Below are 19,139 nucleotides of genomic sequence, written 5' to 3'. Positions count from 1 at the left end.
CGGGTCAAGCGGGGGCGTTGTCGGCCAGCCAGCCCTCCAGCAGCAGGGCGGCGGCCAGGGCGTCCACCGGGCGCTCCCGGTAACCATCGCGCTGGCCCTGGGCCAGGCGCTCGCCCTTGGCGGCGTAGGTGGTCAGGCGCTCGTCGTGGGTGTGCACCGGCAGGTTGTAGCGGCCGTGCAGGCGGCGGGCGAACTTTTCGGCGCGCTCGCTCATCTCGCTGGGGGTGCCGTCCATGTTCAGCGGCAGGCCGACGACGATGGCGTCGGGCTGCCATTCCTTGATCAGGGCTTCCACGCGGTTCCAGTCCGGCACGCCGTTCTGCGCCTTGAGCACGCAGAGTTCGCGGGCCTGCCCGGTGATGGCCTGGCCGACGGCGACGCCAATCTGCTTGGTGCCGTAGTCGAAGCCCAGCAGCAGGCGCAGGGGTTTGCTGCTCATCAGGCGTGCCCGGCCTGGGCGGTGAGCAGGCTGAGGTTGACCCCCAGGCGCTCGGCCGCTGCGGACAGGCGCTGCTCGGCCGGCACCTCGAAGAGCACGGCCGGGTCGGCAGGGCAGGTCAGCCAGGCGTTGTCGGCCAGCTCCGCTTCCAGCTGGCCGGCTTCCCAGCCTGCATAGCCGAGGGTGATCAGGTGTTGCGCGGGGCCGCTGCCGTCGGCGATGGCGAACAGCACGTCCTGGGAGGTGGACAGCGACAGCTCGCCCAGCTCCAGGGTGGCCTGGTAGCTGCGCCCGGCGGGGTGCAGGACGAAGCCGCGGTCGGTCTGCACCGGCCCGCCGTTGTAGATGGTCATGCCCTGGCAGCGCACCGGTGGCAGTTCGTCCGGGCGCAGTTGCTCGAGGACGTCGGCCAGGCTCAGGCCGCTGGGGCGATTGATGATCAGGCCCATGGCGCCCTGCTCGTTGTGTTCCACGAGGTAGGTGACCGTCTGGGCAAAGTTGGCATCCGCCATGTGCGGCATGGCGATCAGGAAGTGGTGCTTGAGGTAGCTGGCGGCTGTGCTTTTCATGCCGGCTAGTTTCAGGCCTGGGGGCCAAAGGGACAAGACTTGAAAACGTCAGCGGACGTCTCTGGCGCGCAGGCTCAGTTGCTGGAGAGGCGGTCGCCGCGCTCGAAGCGCCAGGTGCGGATGATTTCCAGGCGGTCGATGTCGTTCAGGTCGCCCGAGAAGGGCGCGAAGGGGGCGGCCAGGCGCACGATGCGCTGGGCGGCCTGGTCGAGCAGGGGTTGGCCGGAGGATTCCAGCACCTGCACTTCATAGAGGGAGCCGTCGCGGTTGATCGACACCAGCAGCCGCAGGCTGCCGTAGATGCGCTGGCGCCGGGCTTCGTCCGGGTAGTTGAGGTTGCCGATGCGCTCGATCTTCTTGCGCCACTCTTCCTTATACCAGGCGCCCTTGTCGCGCATGGTCGAGGCGGCGCTCAGGCGGTGGATGCGCGGGCGCTTGGCGTAGGCCTGCTGCTCGCGGGCGAGGTCGGCTTCCAGGCTGGAGATTTCCGCCGAGAGCTGGCTGGAGTCGAACTGCGGCGCAGGCTTGGCGACGGTCTCGGCCTTGGGCGTCTGCTGCTTGGTCTGCACCTTGTCCGGGCGCGGCGTGCGGGTGGCGACGGCGGCCTTGGGCGCTTCCGGGCTCTTGGCCTGGCGCGGGGTGGCGGGCGGGGAGACCTTCTTGACCTCGGTGTCCTGGAAGGGCGCCTGCTCGGTGGTCTTGGGAATCGCCTTGTGTTCCAGGGTGCCGCTGCCCTGCTGGTTCATCTGGGCGAGGTAGTCGGCCTTCTCCGGCGCGTGCTCGCTCTTGAAGCTGGCCAGGGTGATTTCCAGCGTCTTGCTCAATTGGCTGGGCGTGGGCATGGTGAAGCCCACCCCCAGCAGCACGGCCACGTGCAGGATGGCCGCCACGAACAGGGTGAAACCCAGACGGTCCGCCGGGCGTACGCCGGAGGACACGGGGAAGTCTTGGTGGGTTGCAGCGTTCATTGCGGATCGCACGGGCCAGGGTGGGGCGGAAGTCTGCCGACGAGGCTTATAAAAGTCTATGACGCACTGCGCGCCTTGAGCTTTTCATCGATGACTGCCATCAACCTCTCACCGATGCGCGTGTCGTAGGCCGCATCGATCTCGCGGATGCAGGTCGGGCTGGTGACGTTGATCTCGGTGAGGTTCTCGCCGATCACGTCCAGGCCGACGAACAGCAGGCCGCGCTTGCGCAGTTCCGGGCCGACCTGCGCGGCGATCCAGCGGTCGCGCTCGGTCAGCGGCTGGGCCACGCCGCGGCCGCCGGCGGCCAGGTTGCCGCGGGTCTCGCCCTGGGCGGGGATGCGCGCCAGGCAGTATTCCACCGGCTCGCCGTCGATCATCAGGATGCGCTTGTCGCCGTCCTTGATGGCCGGCAGGTAGCGCTGCGCCATGACCTGTTCCTGGCCGTGGCGGGTCAGGGTCTCGAGGATCACCGAGAGGTTAGGGTCGCCTTCGCGGTGGCGGAAGATCATCGATCCGCCCATGCCATCCAGGGGTTTGAGAATGATGTCACGATGCTGTGATGCAAACTCGCGCAAAATGTCGGACCGGCGGCTCACCACCGTCGGCGGCGCACATTGCGGGAACAGCGTGGCAAAGTACTTCTCGTTGCAGTCACGCAGGCTCTGCGGCTTGTTGACCACCAGCGTGCCGGCGGTCTCGGCCTGTTCCAGCAGGTAGGTGGAGTAGACGAATTCGTTGTCGAAGGGCGGGTCCTTGCGCATCAGGATCACGTCCAGGTCCGACAGCGGCTGGTCGACTTCCTCTTCCAGTTCGAACCAGTGGGCGGGATCGTAGAAGACCTTGAGCGGACGCATGCGGCCGCGGGCGACGTTCTCCTTCTGGTACAGGTCCTGCTGTTCCATATAGAAGAGCTGCCAGCCACGGGCCTGGGCGGCGAGCAGCATGGCCAGGGAGCTGTCCTTCTTGAAACTGATCTGCGCGATGGGGTCCATCACGATCCCGAGGCGTACGCTCATGGGATGTCCTCCTGGGAGAAATCGGTGGGCTTGGGGCTGCGGCATCACACCGCGCCGCAAAGGCTGAAAATGGACGCTCAGGGTGGCGCTGGATGTGCGCTCGGTCAAGGAAAAAGCCTGCGTGTTCCGGGTCTTATGGCCTGAATTTGCTGGGCGTGGTAAAGATTCTGACGATTGTGGTAAAAGGTTCCCACGATTGGGTCGCAGCCCGACGGTGGCAGGGCGCTAGCGCACTGAAATAAAAAGCGGAAAAAACGACTCACCGAGATGGTAAGGGCGAACATGGAACAGCATTCCGACGGTTTGAAAGTAATGGTGATCGACGATTCCAAGACGATTCGTCGCACGGCTGAAACCCTGCTGAAGAAAGTCGGCTGCGATGTCATCACAGCCATCGACGGCTTCGACGCGTTGGCCAAAATCGCCGATACCCATCCCAGCATCATCTTTGTCGATATCATGATGCCGCGCCTGGATGGCTATCAGACCTGCGCCCTGATCAAGAACAACAGTGCCTTCAAATCCACGCCGGTGATCATGCTGTCCTCCAAGGACGGTCTGTTCGACAAGGCCAAGGGTCGCATCGTCGGTTCCGATCAGTACCTCACCAAGCCCTTCAGCAAGGAAGAACTGCTCGGCGCGATCAAGACCCATGTGCCCGACTTCACCCCGGTGGAGCACGCTTCCTGAAGTCCGGCCCAGCGCCGGTGACGCCTATTCCGTATGGGGACCACAATGGCTCGAATTCTGATTGTTGATGACTCGCCGACCGAGATGTACAAGCTGACCGCGATGCTGGAGAAGCACTCGCACCAGGTACTCAAGGCCGAGAACGGCGCCGATGGCGTGGCCCTGGCGCGCCAGGAAAAGCCCGACGTCGTCCTGATGGACATCGTCATGCCCGGCCTGAACGGCTTCCAGGCGACCCGTCAGCTGTCCAAGGACCCGGAAACCAGCGCGATTCCGGTGATCATCGTCACCACCAAGGACCAGGAGACCGACAAGGTCTGGGGCAAGCGCCAGGGCGCTCGCGACTACCTGACCAAGCCGGTGGACGAGGAAACGCTGCTCAAGACCATCAATTCGGTGCTCGCCGGCTGATTCAGCCGTCTGTGCACACCTGAACATAATTATTAGAGAAGGCCAGGGCCGGCATGGCGGAAGTCCAGAGTCCTTTCGAGGTTCTCGTCCAGATCGATCAGCGCTGTCGGCAGCTGGCGGCGGGTCTGCCCGCCCAGCGCGAGATGGTGCAGAGCTGGAACGGTATCGGCTTTCGCATGGCTGGGCGCCTGTTCGTGGCGCCCATGGGGGAGGTCGGCGAGGTTCTTCACGAGCCGCGCTACACACTGCTGCCCGGCGTCCGTGACTGGGTGAAGGGGGTCGCCAACGTGCGCGGCCGCCTGTTGCCGATCATGGACCTGTGCGGTTTCCTCGGTGCGGAGCTTTCGCCTCTGCGCAAACAGCGGCGCGTGCTCGTCGTGGAACACCAGGAAGTCTTCGCCGGCCTCATCGTGGATGAGGTGTTCGGCATGCAGCACTTCCCGGTGGACACCTTCTCCGAGCAGTTGCCGCCGCTGGAAGCGGTCCTGCAGCCCTTTATCCATGGCGTCTTCCACCGGGAGCAACCCTGGCTCGTGTTCAGCCCGCATGCGCTGGCTCAGCACCCCGGGTTCCTGGACGTCGCCAGCTAGAGTTTGACCGGTTGGGCCGGCTCGCCGGCCCTTGTTGTGACATGGAAACCGTAAATCGTGGTGGGTCCAGGCGGGGGCCGAATATGAAAAATATAAAGGCAGGCAGTCTTTTCTCGGGTGCGCGCAGCAGCTCGCTGATCCTCGGACTCTTCGTGGTCCTGATCGTGGCGATCGTCCTGCTGTTCGCCAACTTCGCTTACCTCAACACCCAGGCGAACCACGACAAGCAGTACATCGGCCACGCCGGCGAACTGCGCGTGCTGTCCCAGCGTATCGCCAAGAACGCCACGGAAGCCGCCGCGGGCAAGGCAGAGGCGTTCAAGCTGCTCAAAGAGGCGCGCAACGACTTCGAGAAGCGCTGGAACATCCTCACCAAGGGTGACGAGAGCACCGGCCTGCCGCCGAGCCCGGATTCGGTACAGCCGCAGATGGCGGACGTACAGAAGGACTGGGACACCCTGCGCAAGAACGCCGACTCCATCCTCGCCAGCGAACAGACCGTACTGTCCCTGCACCAGGTGGCCGCGACCCTCGCCGAGACCATCCCGCAGCTGCAGGTGGAGTACGAGGAGGTCGTCGACATCCTCCTGGAAAACGGCGCCCCGGCCGACCAGGTCGCGGTTGCCCAGCGCCAGTCGCTGCTGGCCGAACGTATCCTCGGCTCGGTGAACAAGGTGCTCGCCGGCGACGAGAACTCCGTGCAGGCCGCCGACAGCTTCGGCCGTGACGCCAGCCTCTTCGGCCGCGTACTCAAGGGCATGAAGGAAGGCAACGCGGCGATGAGCATCTCCAAGGTGACCAACGCCGAAGCGGTGGACCGCCTCAACGAGATCGCCGAACTCTTCGAATTCGTTTCCGGCTCGGTGGACGAGATCCTCGAGACCTCGCCGGAACTGTTCCAGGTCCGTGAAGCCGCCAACACCATCTTCGGTGGTTCCCAGACCCTGCTGGACAAGGCTTCCAACCTCGCCGCCGGCTTCGAGAACCTGGCCGAAGGCCGTGTGTTCAACCAGGTCGCCAGCGCCGCGCTGGGTATCCTCGCCCTGGGCGCGATCATCCTCATCGGCCTGGTGATGGTGCGTGAAACCAACCGCCGACTGGCCGAGACCGCCGAGAAGAACGAACGTAACCAGGCGGCGATTCTGCGACTGCTCGACGAAATCGCCGACCTCGCCGACGGTGACCTGACGGTGGCCGCGACGGTAACCGAGGACTTCACCGGTGCGATCGCGGACTCCATCAACTACTCCATCGACCAGCTCCGCGAGCTGGTGGAAACCATCAACCTGACCGCCGTGCAGGTGGCCGCCGCCGCCCAGGAAACCCAGGCCACCGCCATGCACCTGGCCGAGGCGTCCGAGCACCAGGCCCAGGAAATCGCCGGCGCCTCCGCCGCGATCAACGAAATGGCCGTGTCCATTGACCAGGTATCGGCGAACGCCTCCGAGTCCTCGGCGGTAGCGGAACGTTCCGTAGCCATCGCCAACAAGGGCAACGAAGTGGTGCACAACACCATCACCGGCATGGACAACATCCGCGAGCAGATCCAGGACACCTCCAAGCGGATCAAGCGCCTGGGTGAATCGTCCCAGGAGATCGGTGACATCGTAAGCCTGATCAACGACATCGCCGACCAGACCAACATCCTCGCCCTGAACGCCGCGATCCAGGCGTCCATGGCGGGCGACGCAGGCCGCGGCTTCGCCGTGGTAGCGGACGAAGTACAGCGCCTGGCGGAACGTTCCTCCGCCGCGACCAAGCAGATCGAGGCGCTGGTGAAGACCATTCAGACCGACACCAACGAAGCGGTGATCTCGATGGAACAGACCACCTCCGAGGTGGTGCGCGGTGCGCGCCTGGCGCAGGACGCAGGTGTGTCCCTGGAAGAGATCGAGAAGGTATCCAAGACCCTGGCGGCGCTGATCCAGAACATCTCCAACGCCGCCCGTCAGCAGGCCTCCTCCGCCGGCCACATTTCCAACACCATGAACGTGATCCAGGAGATCACCTCGCAGACCTCCGCCGGTACCACCGCCACCGCGCGCAGCATTGGTAACCTGGCCAAGATGGCCGGTGAGATGCGCCACTCCGTATCCGGCTTCAAACTGCCGGACACCGCCGAACAGGCCTGAGCAGAGGAGGTGCGCGGCTCCTGACCGGGTAGCGCACGACAATCTTGAGCGAGGGGCGCGACATGCAGGCAAGTGGCGTCTGGTCGTTGCAGCCGTTGGCCGACATGTCGGCCGCGGACTTCCGCGACTGGCAGGCACTGTTGGAAGACCGGACCGGCGTCGTCGTCAACGAACAGCGCCGCGCCTTCCTGCAGACCAGCCTGGGCGCGCGGATGCGCGAACTGGGCATCGCCGACTATGGCACCTACTACCGCCAGGTCACCGATGGCCCGCGCGGCGCCGTCGAGTGGTCGAACCTGCTGGACCGCCTCACCGTCCAGGAAACCCGTTTCTTTCGCCACAAGGCCTCCTTCGAGGTGCTGGAGCGTTACCTGCGCCAGCGTCTGGAACAGGTCGGCCCGAGCCGGCCGCTGGCCCTGTGGAGCGTCGGCTGTTCCAGCGGCGAGGAGCCTTATTCCCTCGCCATGGTGGCCGCCAAGGTACTCGACGACGCAGGTCTTGCGCCGGTGTTCGGCGTGACCGGCACCGACATCAGCCTCAATGCCCTGAACCGGGCGCGCGAGGCGAGCTATGCGGCACGCAAGCTGGACGATATCGACCCGGAACTGGCCACGCGCTATTTCAGCGCGCAGGATGACGGTCGATACCGTGTGATACCCGATCTCGCCGCGCGCGTGTGTTGCGCAAGGCTGAATGTGCTGGAACTGGCCAAGGCGCCAATGTCCGGCATGGACGTGATTTTTTGCCAGAACCTGCTGATCTATTTCCGCCGCTGGCGGCGGCGGGACATCCTCAATCGCCTGGCCGAGCGCCTGGCGCCGGGAGGACTGCTGGTGATCGGAGTGGGCGAGGTCGCCGATTGGCACCACCCGCTGCTCGAACCGGTCGCCGATGAGCGCGTTCTGGCCTTTACCCGGAAGGGATGACACAGACACATGAGTGGAGTGGCTATGGGTGATCGGCACGATTATGTCGCCCTGGAATGGGTAAAAGGCGAGATTGCCGAAACGCTCAAGCAGGCGCGGCAAGCCCTCGAATCCTACGTCGAGAATCCCCAGGACCCGACGCGGATGGGCTTTTGCCTGGCCTATATCCACCAGGTGCGCGGCACCCTGCAGATGGTGGAGTTCTACGGCGCGGCCCTGCTCGCCGAAGAAATGGAATACCTGACCCAGGCCCTGATCGACGGCAAGGTGGCCAGCCAGAGCGAAGCGCTGGAAGTGCTGATGCAGGCCATCCTGCAGTTGCCGGCCTACCTGGAACGCATCCAGAGCGCCCGCCGCGACCTGCCGATGGTCGTGCTGCCGCTGCTCAACGACCTGCGCACCGCCCGCGGCGAGAAGCTGCTGTCGGAAACCAGCCTGTTCTCCCCCGACCTGTCCCAGCAGTCCCCGGTGCTGCCGGTGGACGCCCTGGCGCGCCTGCGCACCGCCGAACTGCCGGCGCTGCTGCGCAAGCTGCGGCAGATGCTGCAGGTCGCCCTGGTCGGCGTCATCCGCAACCAGGACCTGCCGACCAACCTGGGCTACCTGGCGCGCGTCTTCGCCCGCCTGGAGTCCCTGTGCAAGGACGCCCCGCTGGGCCGCCTGTGGGTGATCGCCTCGGCGATGATCGAAGGCCTGGCCAACGGCAGCATCGCCAACGGCACCTCCGTGCGTAACCTGCTGCGCCAGGTCGACCGCGAATTCAAGCGCCTGGTCGACCAGGGCGCCGACGCCATGAACCAGCCGGCGCCGGACGAACTGATCAAGAACCTGCTGTTCTACGTGGCCAAGGCCTCCGACCAGTCCCCGCGCGTACGCGCCGTGAAGGACGAATACCGCCTCGACGACGCCCTGCCGGGCGCCGCGCTGGTGGACGAGGAGCGTGCCCGCCTCGCCGGCCCCGACCGCGACGCCATGCGCTCGGTCGTCGGCGCGCTGTGCGAGGAGCTGGTGCGGGTCAAGGACAGCCTCGACCTCTTCGTGCGCAGCGACCGCAGCGGTGTGAATGAGCTGGGCAGCCTGCTGGCGCCGCTCAAGCAGATCGCCGACACCCTCGCCGTGCTGGGCTTCGGCCAGCCGCGCAAGGTCATCCTCGACCAGATCGAGGTGGTCAGCGCGCTCGCCCGTGGCCAGCGCCAGCCCAACGACGCCACGCTGATGGATGTCGCCGGTGCGCTGCTGTATGTCGAGGCCACCCTGGCCGGCATGGTCGGCCCGAGCGAGGAGCCGGGCAGCGAAGAGAATGTGCTGCCGACCACCGACGTCGAGCAGATCCACCAGGTGGTGATCAAGGAAGCGCGCAACGGCCTGGAGCTGGCGAAGGACGCGATCATCGAGTTCATCGCCTCGCAATGGAACCACGAGCACCTGGCCCGCGTGCCGGAGCTGCTGACGCAGGTTCGCGGCGGCCTGGCAATGATCTCCCAGGAACGTGCGGCGAAACTGCTGGAAAACTGCAACCGCTACATCCAGGAACAACTGCTGGTGCGCCAGGCCGTGCCGGACTGGCACAGCCTGGACACCCTGGCCGACGCCATCACCAGCGTCGAGTACTACCTCGAGCGCCTGTCCGAGGACCACAACACCCAGGGCGACATGATCCTCGACGTCGCCGAGGAGAGCCTGGACAGCCTGGGCTACTCGCTCACGCCGCGTCCGTCGATTCTCGACGCCCCGCCGCCAGCCCATGTGCCGGCGCCGCTGGACAACCCGCTGGACGAAATCGACGTGCTGGCCGCAGAGCCGCTGGCCGAGCCGACCGAAGCGGTGCCGGTGGACGACGTCCCGGCACTGGCCGCGCCGGTGGAAATCGCCGACAGCTTCGAGCCGGTCAGCCTGGACGCGGCGCCGTTCGACGAGCCGTCGTTCGACGTGCCGGCCGAGCCGGTTGTCGTGGAGCAGGAGGCGTTAGCCGACGCGTCGCCGTTCGAACTCGCCGACCTCGACACGCCGCCCCCGGCCGACGAAAGTGCAGACAGCTTTACCTTCGAATCCCTGGAGCCGGTCGTCGAGCCGGCGAAGGCGGACGAGTCCGCGTTGCCGGCCGATTTCGACCTTGCCGCCGAGCCAGGCACCCTGCCTGCCGGCGAAGCCGAACCGACCTTCACCTTCGAGCCCCTGGCGCTGGATGCCGGCGTGCCGGCTGCCGAGCCCAGCGCCGACCTGAGCGCCTGGACCCTGGACGAGGGCGAGCCCCTGGCCGCCGCGCCGGTTGCCACCCTGGAGCCGGAGAGCCTCAGCTGGGACATCGAGCTGGAGCCGGCCGCCCCGATCACCGACACCACCCTGGCCGACGAAGGCTGGGCGCTGGACGACAGCCACAAGGCCGAGAGCATCGACTTCAGCCTCGAAACGCTGGACGAGACGCCTGCCCCCTCGCAGGCCGCCGAACTGAGCTGGAGCCTGGACGATGCCGCGCCGCTGGCCGAAGTGCCGCCCGCTGCGGCGGTGACGGAAGACCCCACCAGCCTGCCGCCGCTGGAGGCCACGCCGGCCCCGCTGGACGAGCTGAGCTGGGACATGGAAACCCTTACCCCGGCGGACGACAAGGCCGCCGAGGAAGACTGGTTCAGCATCGACCTCAGCCAGCCGGCGGCCGAAACGCCGGCCCCGTCGCTGGAGCTGGATGAACACTTCGCCAGCCTCGAAGCCGCGCCGCTGGTGACGCTGGAAACCCTGGACGACCTGAGCCTCGATGCGCAGCCGGACAGCGTCGAGCTGCCCACCCCGGACGCCGCGCTGGTCAGCGACGACAACTGGACCCTGGGCGAGCTGAGCGAGCCGACCGCGCTGGACGCGGGCGTCGACCTCAGCCTCGACGCCCCGCTGCACCTGGAGCCGCTGGAACCGCTGAGCGACGCCGAGGCGCCGAGCCTGCAGGCCGAGGCCTGGAGCGACGCGAACATCGCCGATCTCGACCTGCCGGAGGTCGAGCTGCCCAGCCCGCCGGCCGAGCCCGAGCCGGTGGCCGAGGCGCCGGCCAAACCGCTGTCGCTGGCCGAGGTCATGGCCGCTCCGGTGCAGGCGATCAACCCGCCGGCCCAGGACGTACCGCCCAGCCTGCTGCCGCCGCCCGCCGACGAAGAGCCGATCGACGAAGAGCTGCGCGAAGTCTTCATCGAAGAAGCCGGCGAGGTGCTGGAAACCATCGGCGAATACCTGCCCGTGTGGCTGGGCAGCGCCGACGACCGTGAATCGCTGACCGAGATCCGCCGCGCCTTCCACACCCTCAAGGGCAGTGGCCGGATGGTCCGCGCGCTGGTGATCGGCGAACTGGCCTGGTCCATCGAGAACCTGCTCAACCGTGTGCTCGACCGCAGCATCGGCGACTCGCCGGCGGTGCAACTGGTGGTGCAGGACGTGGTGGCGCTGATGCCCGAGCTGGTCGGTGAGTACGCCGCCAACGCCCAGCGCCAGCGCGACGACGTCGACCGCCTGGCCGCCACCGCCCATGCCCTGGCCAAGGGGCAGCCGGTGCCGCCGCCCAGCGGCGGGCAGCCGGCAAGCGAGGCCGCACTGGCGGAAGAAGCCAGCCCTGCGAGCGAAATCGAGCAGGCGCCCCAGGCGGGCGAGGGCATCGACAGCCTCGACGAGAGCCTCGACCCGCAACTGCTGGAGATTTTCCGCAACGAGGCGGAAACCCACCTGGAAACCCTGGTCGGCTTCCTCGCCGATTGCGCGCAGCAGCTGCCGCAGCCGGTGACCGACGACCTGCAGCGCGCCCTGCACACGCTCAAGGGCAGTGCGCACATGGCCGGCATCCTGCCGATCGCCGAAATCGCCACGCCGCTGGAGCGGCTGGTGAAGGAATTCAAGACCAACCTGTTGCAGGTCGATCTGCGCGAGGCCGAGCTGCTGCACGCCGCCGAAGGCCTGTTCCGCGTCGGTCTCGACCAGTTGGTCGCCGGCCGTCCGCTGGCGCCCATCGAGGGCAGCGCCGAGCTGCTGGCACGCATCGCGCAGATCCACCAGGAGCGCCTGGAAGCCGCCGAGGCCAAGCGCCGCGGCGAAAGCGGCGAGGGCAGCGGCAGCGATCCGCAGCTGATCGGCATGTTCCTCGCCGAAGGCATGGACATCCTGCTGGACGCCGAGGACCTGCTGCGCCGCTGGCGCGAACACCCGCAGGAACGCCAGGAGCTGGGCGCGCTCCACGATGAGCTGGAAACCCTCAGCCGTGGCGCGCAGATGGCCGAGTTGCCGCAGATGGCCGAACTCGCCGACGCGCTGTTGGCGGTCTACGGCGCCGTGCGCGAGGGCCGCCTAGAGACCGGCGAGGCTTTCTTCACCGTCGCCGAAACCGCCCACGAAGCGCTGATCGGCATGATGGACCAGGTGGCGGCCGCGCTGCAGGTCAGCGCCCGCCCGGAACAGGTCGAGGCGCTGCACCGCCTGCTTGACGTTCCGGCGCCCCAGGACGATCAGCACGACGCCGCGGCCATCGAGTTCGTCGATCTGGAAAGCCTGACCGCCGACGACTTCCCGGCCGAGGACGAGGAGTACCTTCTGGGCGGCCGTCCGGTGGACGACGACAACCTGCCCGACGGCCTCAGCTGGCCGGCACGGGGCGACAACGACGGCGCCCCGCGCGGCGCCGCCGACGATGACGACGATGACGTCATCACCGCCGAGACGCCACATGCCCATCCCGCCCCGCAGCAGCCGCCGCGCGCGCTGGACGAGGAGATGGTGGCGATCTTCCTCGAAGAGGCGGTGGACATCCTGGATAACGCCGGCCAGGCGCTGGACCAGTGGCTGGCCTCACCCGACGGCCTCGCCGCGCTCTCCACCCTGCAGCGCGACTTGCACACCCTCAAGGGTGGGGCGCGCATGGCGGAGATCCGCGAGATCGGCGACCTGTCCCACGAACTCGAATCGCTCTACGAAGGCCTGCTGGACCATCGCTTCCAGCACAGCCAGCCGCTGGGCTACCTGCTGCGCACCTGTCACGACCGCCTGGCGACCCAGCTCGACCAGTTGCAGGCCGGCCAGGCGCTGGCCGACCCGGCGGACCTGGTGCAGACCATCCGCACCTTCCGCCAGAACCCGGCCGCCGGGCTGAACCCGCCCCAGGCCCTTGCCGCCCAGCCGCAGCAGGACGACGCCGCGGCCGAGCAGGAGGAGACCCTGGCGCTGCCGCAGGTCAGCGAAGACGACCTGGAACTGGCGCTGCCCGCCGAGGCGCTGCCGCAGCCGGACGTCGCCCCAGCGCTGGGCGCAGTGGATCTCGACGGCGCAGACCTGGACAGCACCAGCCTGGACGGCGGCGAACTTCAGCCCCTCGATGACGCGGCAGTGGCCGAGCCCGCGCCGGAGGACATCGACCTGCAGGCCTTGCTCGACGAAGCCGAGGCCGAGGTCGCCGAGTCGTCGCCCGCCGAGCCTGAAATCGTCGAGCCGGTCGCCGCTGCTGCCCCCGCCTCGGGCGTGCAGGACAGCGAGTACGAGCTGGACGAGGACCGCGACCAGGAACTGGTGGAGATCTTCCTCGAGGAAGGTTTCGACATTCTCGAAAGCTCCAGCGGCGCCCTGCACCGCTGGATGGAAAACCCCGACAACAGCGTCGAGCTGGAAGCGCTGCAACGCGACCTGCACACCCTCAAGGGCGGCGCGCGGATGGCCGAGATCCGCCCCATCGGCGACCTCGCCCACGAACTGGAATTCCTCTACGAAGGTCTCTGCGGCGGTCGCTTGCGCGCCAGCCCGACACTGTTCGAGCTGCTGCAGCGTTGCCACGACCGTCTCGCCGAGATGCTCGAAGCCGTCCAACAGCATCGCCGGGTGCCGGGAGGTGAATCGCTGATTGACGCGATCCGCCGATTTCGCGCCAACCCCGACGAACAACTGAGCATCCCCAGCAGCGTCAGCCTGCACGCCATCGGCTCCGGCCACGCCGCGTCGGAAGGCCCGGAAGCCGACATCCTGGATATCTTCCTGGAAGAGGCCGACGATCTGCTCGAAGGCATGGAGCAGGCCCTCGGCCGCTGGGACGCCGAGCGCGAGAACGGGGCGCTGGACGAGCTGCTGCGCATCCTTCACACCCTCAAGGGCGGTGCCCGCCTGGCGGGCCAGACCAGCCTGGGCGACCTGGCCCACGACCTCGAACAGCACCTGGGCGAAGCCCAGCAGCAGGGCGCGCCCTGGCCGGAAAGCCTGCTCATGGACGCGCAGTCCGGCTTCGACGGCCTGCAATCGGAAGTCGACCAGCTGCGCCTGCACCTGGGCGAGGTCGAGAGTGCCGACAGCCAGCCCGACGAGCCCCTCGTTGAGGAGCCCGCTGCCGAGCACGCCGCGCCGCTGAACCTGCCGGCCCTGCCCGAAGCCATCATGGCCGCCGCCGTGCCCCAGCGCGTCGACGCGCCGGTGGTGCTGCCCTTCGTCCGCCGTGCCCAGGAAGCCGCCCAGGAAGCCGCCGCGCGCCGCGCGCCGCAGGAACTGGTGAAGGTGCCCGCGCAGTTGCTCGAAGGCCTGGTCAACCTCGCCGGTGAGACCTCGATCTTCCGTGGCCGCGTCGAGCAGCAGGTGAGCGACGTCGGTTCGACCCTGGGCGAGATGGACGCCACCATCGAGCGGGTGCGCGACCAGCTGCGCCGCCTCGATACCGAAACCCAGGCGCAGATCCTCTCGCGCCACCAGGCCGACGCCGAGCGCGCCGGCTACGAGGACTTCGACCCGCTGGAAATGGACCGCTACTCGCAGCTGCAGCAGCTCTCCCGCGCGCTGTTCGAGTCCGCATCCGACCTGTTCGACCTCAAGGAAACCCTGGCCGCGAAGAACCGCGACGCCGAGACCCTGCTGCTGCAACAGGCGCGGGTCAACACCGAGCTGCAGGAAGGCCTGATGCGCACCCGCATGGTGCCCTTCGACCGCCTGGTGCCGCGCCTGCGGCGGATCGTGCGCCAGGTGGCGAGCGAACTGGGCAAGCAGGTGGAATTCGTCGTCAGCAACGCCGAAGGCGAGATGGACCGCACCGTGCTCGAACGCATCGTCGCCCCGCTGGAGCACATGCTGCGCAACGCGGTCGACCACGGCATCGAGTCCGGCGAGGCGCGCCGCATCGCCGGCAAGCCCGAGCAGGGCACCATCCGCCTGACCCTGGGGCGCGAGGGTGGCGACATCCTCCTGACCCTGGCCGACGACGGCGCCGGCATCCGCCTGGACGCCGTGCGCCGCAAGGCCATCGAGCGTGGACTGATGGCCGAGGACAGCGAGCTGAACGACCACGAGGTGCTGCAGTTCATCCTCGAGGCCGGCTTCAGCACCGCCGAGAAGGTCACGCAGATTTCCGGCCGTGGCGTGGGCATGGACGTGGTGAACTCCGAGGTGAAGCAGCTCGGCGGCTCCATGAGCATCCATTCGCGCGTCGGCGAAGGCACCCGCTTCGACATCCGCCTGCCGTTCACCGTGTCGGTGAACCGCGCGCTGATGGTGCTCTCCGGCGAGGACCTCTACGCCCTGCCGCTCAACACCATCGAAGGTATCGTGCGTGTCTCGCCTTACGAGCTGGAAGCCCTCTACGAGCAGGCCGCCGCCGACGAATCCGGCGCCGCGCCGCGCTTCGAGTACGCCGGCCAGAGCTACGAGCTGAAATACCTGGGCGACCTGCTCAACAACGGCCAGCATCCCAAGCTGGTCGGCCAGTCGCTGCCGCTGCCGGTGATCCTGGTGCGCTCGGCGGACCACGCCGTGGCGGTGCAGGTGGATGCCCTGGCCGGCTCGCGCGAGATCGTGGTGAAGAGCCTCGGCGCGCAGTTCGCCGGCGTCAGCGGCATCTCCGGCGCGACCATCCTCGGTGACGGTCGCGTGGTGGTGATTCTCGACCTGCTGGCGACCATCCGCGTGCTGCACGCGCAGCATGTCCAGCACGCTCCGCGCCGCCAACTGGCCGGCCCCGCCGCGGCGGACGTCGAGCACCAGCGCCCGACCCTGGTCATGGTGGTGGATGACTCTGTCACCGTGCGCAAGGTCACCAGCCGCCTGCTGGAGCGCAACGGCATGAACGTGCTCACCGCCAAGGACGGGGTGGACGCTATCGCCCAGCTGCAGGAACACAAGCCCGACATCATGCTGCTGGACATCGAGATGCCGCGCATGGACGGCTTCGAGGTGGCCACCCTGGTGCGCCACGATGAACAGCTGAAGGACCTGCCGATCATCATGATTACCTCCCGTACCGGCGAGAAGCACCGCGACCGTGCCCTGGCCATCGGCGTCAACCAGTACCTGGGCAAGCCGTACCAGGAATCCGAGCTGCTGGAGAACATCCAGAAGCTGGTGAAGGCCCATGTCTGAGCAGAGCACGCCGCGGATCGCGGTGATCGCCGACACCTCCCTGCAGCGCCACGTGCTGGCCCAGGCCCTGGCCGGCCATGGCTACCAGGTGGTGCTCAACGCCGACCCGGCGCGCCTGGAAAGCGAGCAGCTGGACGCCTGCGAGACCGACCTGTGGCTGGTGGACCTGGCACAGCAGGAAGACTCGCCGCTGGTGGACAACCTGCTGGAACAGTCGCGGGTGCCCGTGCTGTTCGGCGAGGGGCATGCACCGGAGCGGCATTCCGAACATTACCCACGCTGGGAGCGCCGGCTGGTGTCCAAGCTGCGCAAGCTGGTGGGCGACCCCAGCGCCGGCGTCGGCCGCAGCCTGGCCGCGCTGCTCGACGAAGCGCAGCGCCCGAGCCGCGTGGCGTTGCCCGAGGACCTCGCCGCTTCGCCACTGAAGGCCGGCGAACCGGCGGCGCAGGTCTGGCTGCTGGCTGCTTCGCTGGGTGGCCCGGCGGCGGTGAAGACCTTCCTCGATGCGCTGCCCGGCGGCCTGCCGGTGGGCTTCCTGTATGCCCAGCACATCGATGCATCGTTCGAGGCGAACCTGCCGCAAGCGGTCGGCCGCCACAGCCAGTGGCACGTCAACACCGTGCGCGACGGCGACCCGGTGCGCTGCGGCGAAGTCGTCGTGGTGCCGATCGCCCGTGAGCTGGGCTTCGACGATTCGGCGCGGATGTATGTGCAGGATCGTGGCTGGCCGGAACCCTACAGCCCGTCCATCGACCAGATGATGCTCAACCTCGCCCAGCAGTACGGCGAGCGCTGCGGCGTGATCGTGTTCAGCGGCATGTGCAGCGACGGCAGCGCCGCCGCGGCCTACGTGCGCCGCCAGGGCGCGCCGATCTGGACCCAGCGCGCCGACAGCTGCGCCTGTTCGAGCATGCCCGACAGCCTGCGCGAGGGCGGCTACAGCACCTTCTCCGGCGACCCGCGGGAACTCGCGGCGGCGCTGGTCAATCACCTCGCCGAGCAATGCGTCGGCGCAGTCACGCAGTGAGATAAGGCCCGATGAGTGATCTTCCCGTCGCCAATGCCAGCACCGCCGTTGCCAACGGCGCCGCGGCCAACGCAGCCCCTGGCAGCCTGACGGCCCTGCTGGTGCCGCTGGCCGACCGCAACCTGCTGCTGCCCAACGTGGCGGTGGCCGAGCTGATCACCTACCGCGCGCCGCACCCGGTGGACGGCCTGCCGTCGTGGTACCTGGGCCAGGTGGCCTGGCGCGACCTGCGCCTGCCGCTGCTGTCCTTCGAGGCGGCCTCCGACGGTCAGGCCGAAGTCAGCCCCGGTGCACGGGTGATCGTGGTCAACGCCCTGGGTGGGCGGCCCAACGTGAAGTTCTTCGCCCTGCTGGTGCAGGGCATCCCGCGCTCGGTGAAAGTCGGCGGTGACCTCAAGCGCGCCGACGTGGCGCTGGCACCGCTGGAGCTGGACGCGGTGGACCTGGGCGACGCCCAGGCGCGCATCCCCGACCTGGTCGCGCTGGAACAGAAGCTGGCCGACTCCGGCCTGATCTGAGCCCGCCATGAGCGCCGGCCTGCGCCTCGCCCAGTTGGGCGAGCAACCCGGCTTCGAGGTGGCCGGCGCCACCCTCGGCGGCCATCGCTTCGAACGCCACAGCCACGACGAATTCGTCATCAGCGCCAACCTGCGCGGCGAGGAAAGCGTCTGGCTGGACGGCCGCACCTTCGAGGCCGGCCCCGGTGCCGTCACCACCTACAACCCCGGCCAGATCCAGGGCGGCGGCGTTGCCGAGGGGCAGCCCTGGCAATTCGTCAGCCTCTACGTCGCGCCCGACCCGCTGGCGGCGATGCTCGGCCTGCAACGCCTGGAATTCGAACGCCCCTGCCGCCGCCTGCCGACCCTAGCCGCTGCCCTGGCGGACGCCGCGGAGCGCGTGCTGGGCGAGGACAGCTTCGTTCGTCAGCGGGGCGAAGAGCGACTGACCCTGCTGCTGGCCGAGATCGCCCGCGCCACGGGCGTGCGCCTGCCGCAGGAGGCGGTGGAGCAGGGCGGGCGGATCGCCGACCTGCAGGACTGGCTGGCCGCCGACCTGGCGCGCCAACCCAGCCTCGACGAGATGGCGGCCTACCTTGGACTGTCGCGCTTCCACCTGCTGCGCAGCTTCCAGAAACAGGTGGGCCTGAGCCCCCGGCAGTGGGCGATGCAACTGCGCACCCGCCGCGCCCAGGCCCTGCTGCGCGCCGGCCTGCCGGCCACCGTGGTGGCCCATGAGCTGGGCTTCGCCGACCAGAGCCACCTGAACCGGCACTTCCGCGCGGCCTACGGCGTGTCGCCAGGGCACTTCCAGCGCGCCCTGCGCTGAGCAATCCAGTTCAAGTCCGGCGGCCGCCGCCCGGGCAGAATCGCCCCATCGTCATCCTGTCCGGAGCCGCTCCATGACCCTTTTTTTCGCCGCGCTGCTGTTCGGCATCGTCTTCTGCCTGTCGCCCGGCGCGGTCCTCGCCGAAACCCTGCGCCGCGGCCTGAAGGGCGGCTTCCGCCCGGCGCTGCTGGTGCAGTTCGGCTCGCTGATCGGTGACGCGGTGTGGGCGCTGATCGGCCTGACCGGGCTAGCGCTGCTGCTGGGCCACGAGACGTTGCGCCTGCCGCTGACCCTGGCCAGCGCGGCCTACCTGGCCTGGCTAGGTGTGCAGAGCCTGCGCGATGCGCGCCAGGTTGGCGGGGTAGAGGAGGGCGACAGCGCCGAACACCACGCCGGCGCCTTCGCTTCCGGGGCCATGCTGTCGCTGTCGAACCCGAAGAACATCGTCTACTGGGGCGCCCTGGGCGGCGCCATGGCCGGGCTGGTGGACGGCGTGCCGACGCTGGCGGACTCGCTGGTGTTCTTCGCCGGCTTCATGACCGCCTCGGTGCTCTGCTGCTTCCTCTGCGCCGCGCTGGTGGACTGGCTCCGACGCAACGCCTCGCCACGCTGGCACCGGGTGAGCCACGCGTTGTGCGGGGTCGTGCTGCTGGTGCTGGCGGGGTTGGCGGTGCGGGGCGTCTGACGCTGCTTCGC

The 19,139-nt window shown here is 68.0% G+C and carries 14 protein-coding genes; 10 read left to right on the top strand and 4 right to left on the bottom strand.

The annotated features are described in order from the left end of the window. Positions 1-4 precede the first annotated feature (4 nt). The 4 genes from ruvX to gshB all read right to left on the bottom strand — a co-directional run bounded on the left by ruvX (position 5) and on the right by gshB (position 2,995). Positions 5-442, bottom strand: coding sequence for a Holliday junction resolvase RuvX (ruvX, locus tag ACNFIA_RS00950; protein WP_259759523.1), 438 nt, complete (start codon positions 440-442; stop codon positions 5-7). After that, positions 439-1,008, bottom strand: coding sequence for a YqgE/AlgH family protein (locus ACNFIA_RS00945; RefSeq protein WP_259758805.1), 570 nt, complete (start codon positions 1,006-1,008; stop codon positions 439-441). Before ACNFIA_RS00945 ends, ruvX begins: the two co-directional genes overlap by 4 nt. Positions 1,009-1,082: 74 nt before the next feature. Continuing rightward, complete coding sequence (locus ACNFIA_RS00940; RefSeq protein WP_259758806.1) at positions 1,083-1,976, bottom strand: energy transducer TonB; 894 nt, start codon at positions 1,974-1,976, stop codon at positions 1,083-1,085. Between the two features lie 56 nt (positions 1,977-2,032). After that, entirely contained in the window at positions 2,033-2,995 is a 963-nt protein-coding gene (gene gshB / locus ACNFIA_RS00935) for a glutathione synthase (protein ID WP_236172733.1), read from the bottom strand. Between the two features lie 282 nt (positions 2,996-3,277). Here gshB and pilG point away from each other — a divergent pair, with 282 nt between their 5' ends. The 10 genes from pilG to ACNFIA_RS00885 all read left to right on the top strand — a co-directional run bounded on the left by pilG (position 3,278) and on the right by ACNFIA_RS00885 (position 19,128). Next, positions 3,278-3,685 carry a twitching motility response regulator PilG gene (gene pilG / locus ACNFIA_RS00930; RefSeq protein ID WP_015475142.1) on the top strand — a complete coding sequence of 136 codons (408 nt, stop codon included), beginning with the start codon at positions 3,278-3,280 and terminating at the stop codon, positions 3,683-3,685. Between the two features lie 45 nt (positions 3,686-3,730). Beyond that, positions 3,731-4,096, top strand: coding sequence for a twitching motility response regulator PilH (pilH, locus tag ACNFIA_RS00925; RefSeq protein ID WP_024766237.1), 366 nt, complete (start codon positions 3,731-3,733; stop codon positions 4,094-4,096). A gap of 53 nt (positions 4,097-4,149) precedes the next feature. Next, a complete protein-coding gene (locus ACNFIA_RS00920) occupies positions 4,150-4,686 on the top strand; it encodes a chemotaxis protein CheW (RefSeq protein WP_416782565.1) in 537 nt (178 codons plus the stop codon). 83 nt (positions 4,687-4,769) lie between these two features. After that, positions 4,770-6,818, top strand: coding sequence for a methyl-accepting chemotaxis protein (locus ACNFIA_RS00915; protein WP_259758809.1), 2,049 nt, complete (start codon positions 4,770-4,772; stop codon positions 6,816-6,818). Positions 6,819-6,880: 62 nt separating this feature from the next. Next, positions 6,881-7,744, top strand: coding sequence for a protein-glutamate O-methyltransferase (locus ACNFIA_RS00910; protein WP_416782993.1), 864 nt, complete (start codon positions 6,881-6,883; stop codon positions 7,742-7,744). Between the two features lie 24 nt (positions 7,745-7,768). Further along, positions 7,769-16,090 (top strand): Hpt domain-containing protein, encoded by an 8,322-nt coding sequence (locus ACNFIA_RS00905; protein WP_416782564.1) that lies wholly within the window; start codon positions 7,769-7,771, stop codon positions 16,088-16,090. Continuing rightward, on the top strand, positions 16,083-17,117 hold the full coding sequence (locus ACNFIA_RS00900) for a chemotaxis protein CheB (protein WP_416782563.1): 1,035 nt from the start codon (positions 16,083-16,085) through the stop codon (positions 17,115-17,117). The genes ACNFIA_RS00905 and ACNFIA_RS00900 overlap by 8 nt, the downstream gene beginning before the upstream one ends. Before the next feature lie 11 nt (positions 17,118-17,128). Then, on the top strand, positions 17,129-17,635 hold the full coding sequence (locus ACNFIA_RS00895; protein ID WP_416782562.1) for a chemotaxis protein CheW: 507 nt from the start codon (positions 17,129-17,131) through the stop codon (positions 17,633-17,635). A 7-nt stretch (positions 17,636-17,642) separates the two neighbouring features. Next, complete coding sequence (locus tag ACNFIA_RS00890) at positions 17,643-18,443, top strand: helix-turn-helix domain-containing protein (RefSeq protein WP_416782561.1); 801 nt, start codon at positions 17,643-17,645, stop codon at positions 18,441-18,443. Between the two features lie 73 nt (positions 18,444-18,516). Beyond that, positions 18,517-19,128: a LysE family transporter gene (locus ACNFIA_RS00885; RefSeq protein ID WP_416782560.1), complete on the top strand. Its 612-nt coding sequence runs from the start codon at positions 18,517-18,519 to the stop codon at positions 19,126-19,128. The last annotated feature ends 11 nt before the right edge of the window (positions 19,129-19,139 follow it).

Origin of the sequence: Pseudomonas sp. NY15437, assembly GCF_048068435.1 — a bacterium.
Taxonomy (GTDB): domain Bacteria; phylum Pseudomonadota; class Gammaproteobacteria; order Pseudomonadales; family Pseudomonadaceae; genus Pseudomonas; species Pseudomonas nitroreducens_B.
The sequence above is the reverse complement of the archived record's forward strand: the minus strand, read 5'-3'. Positions and strand labels throughout refer to the sequence as shown.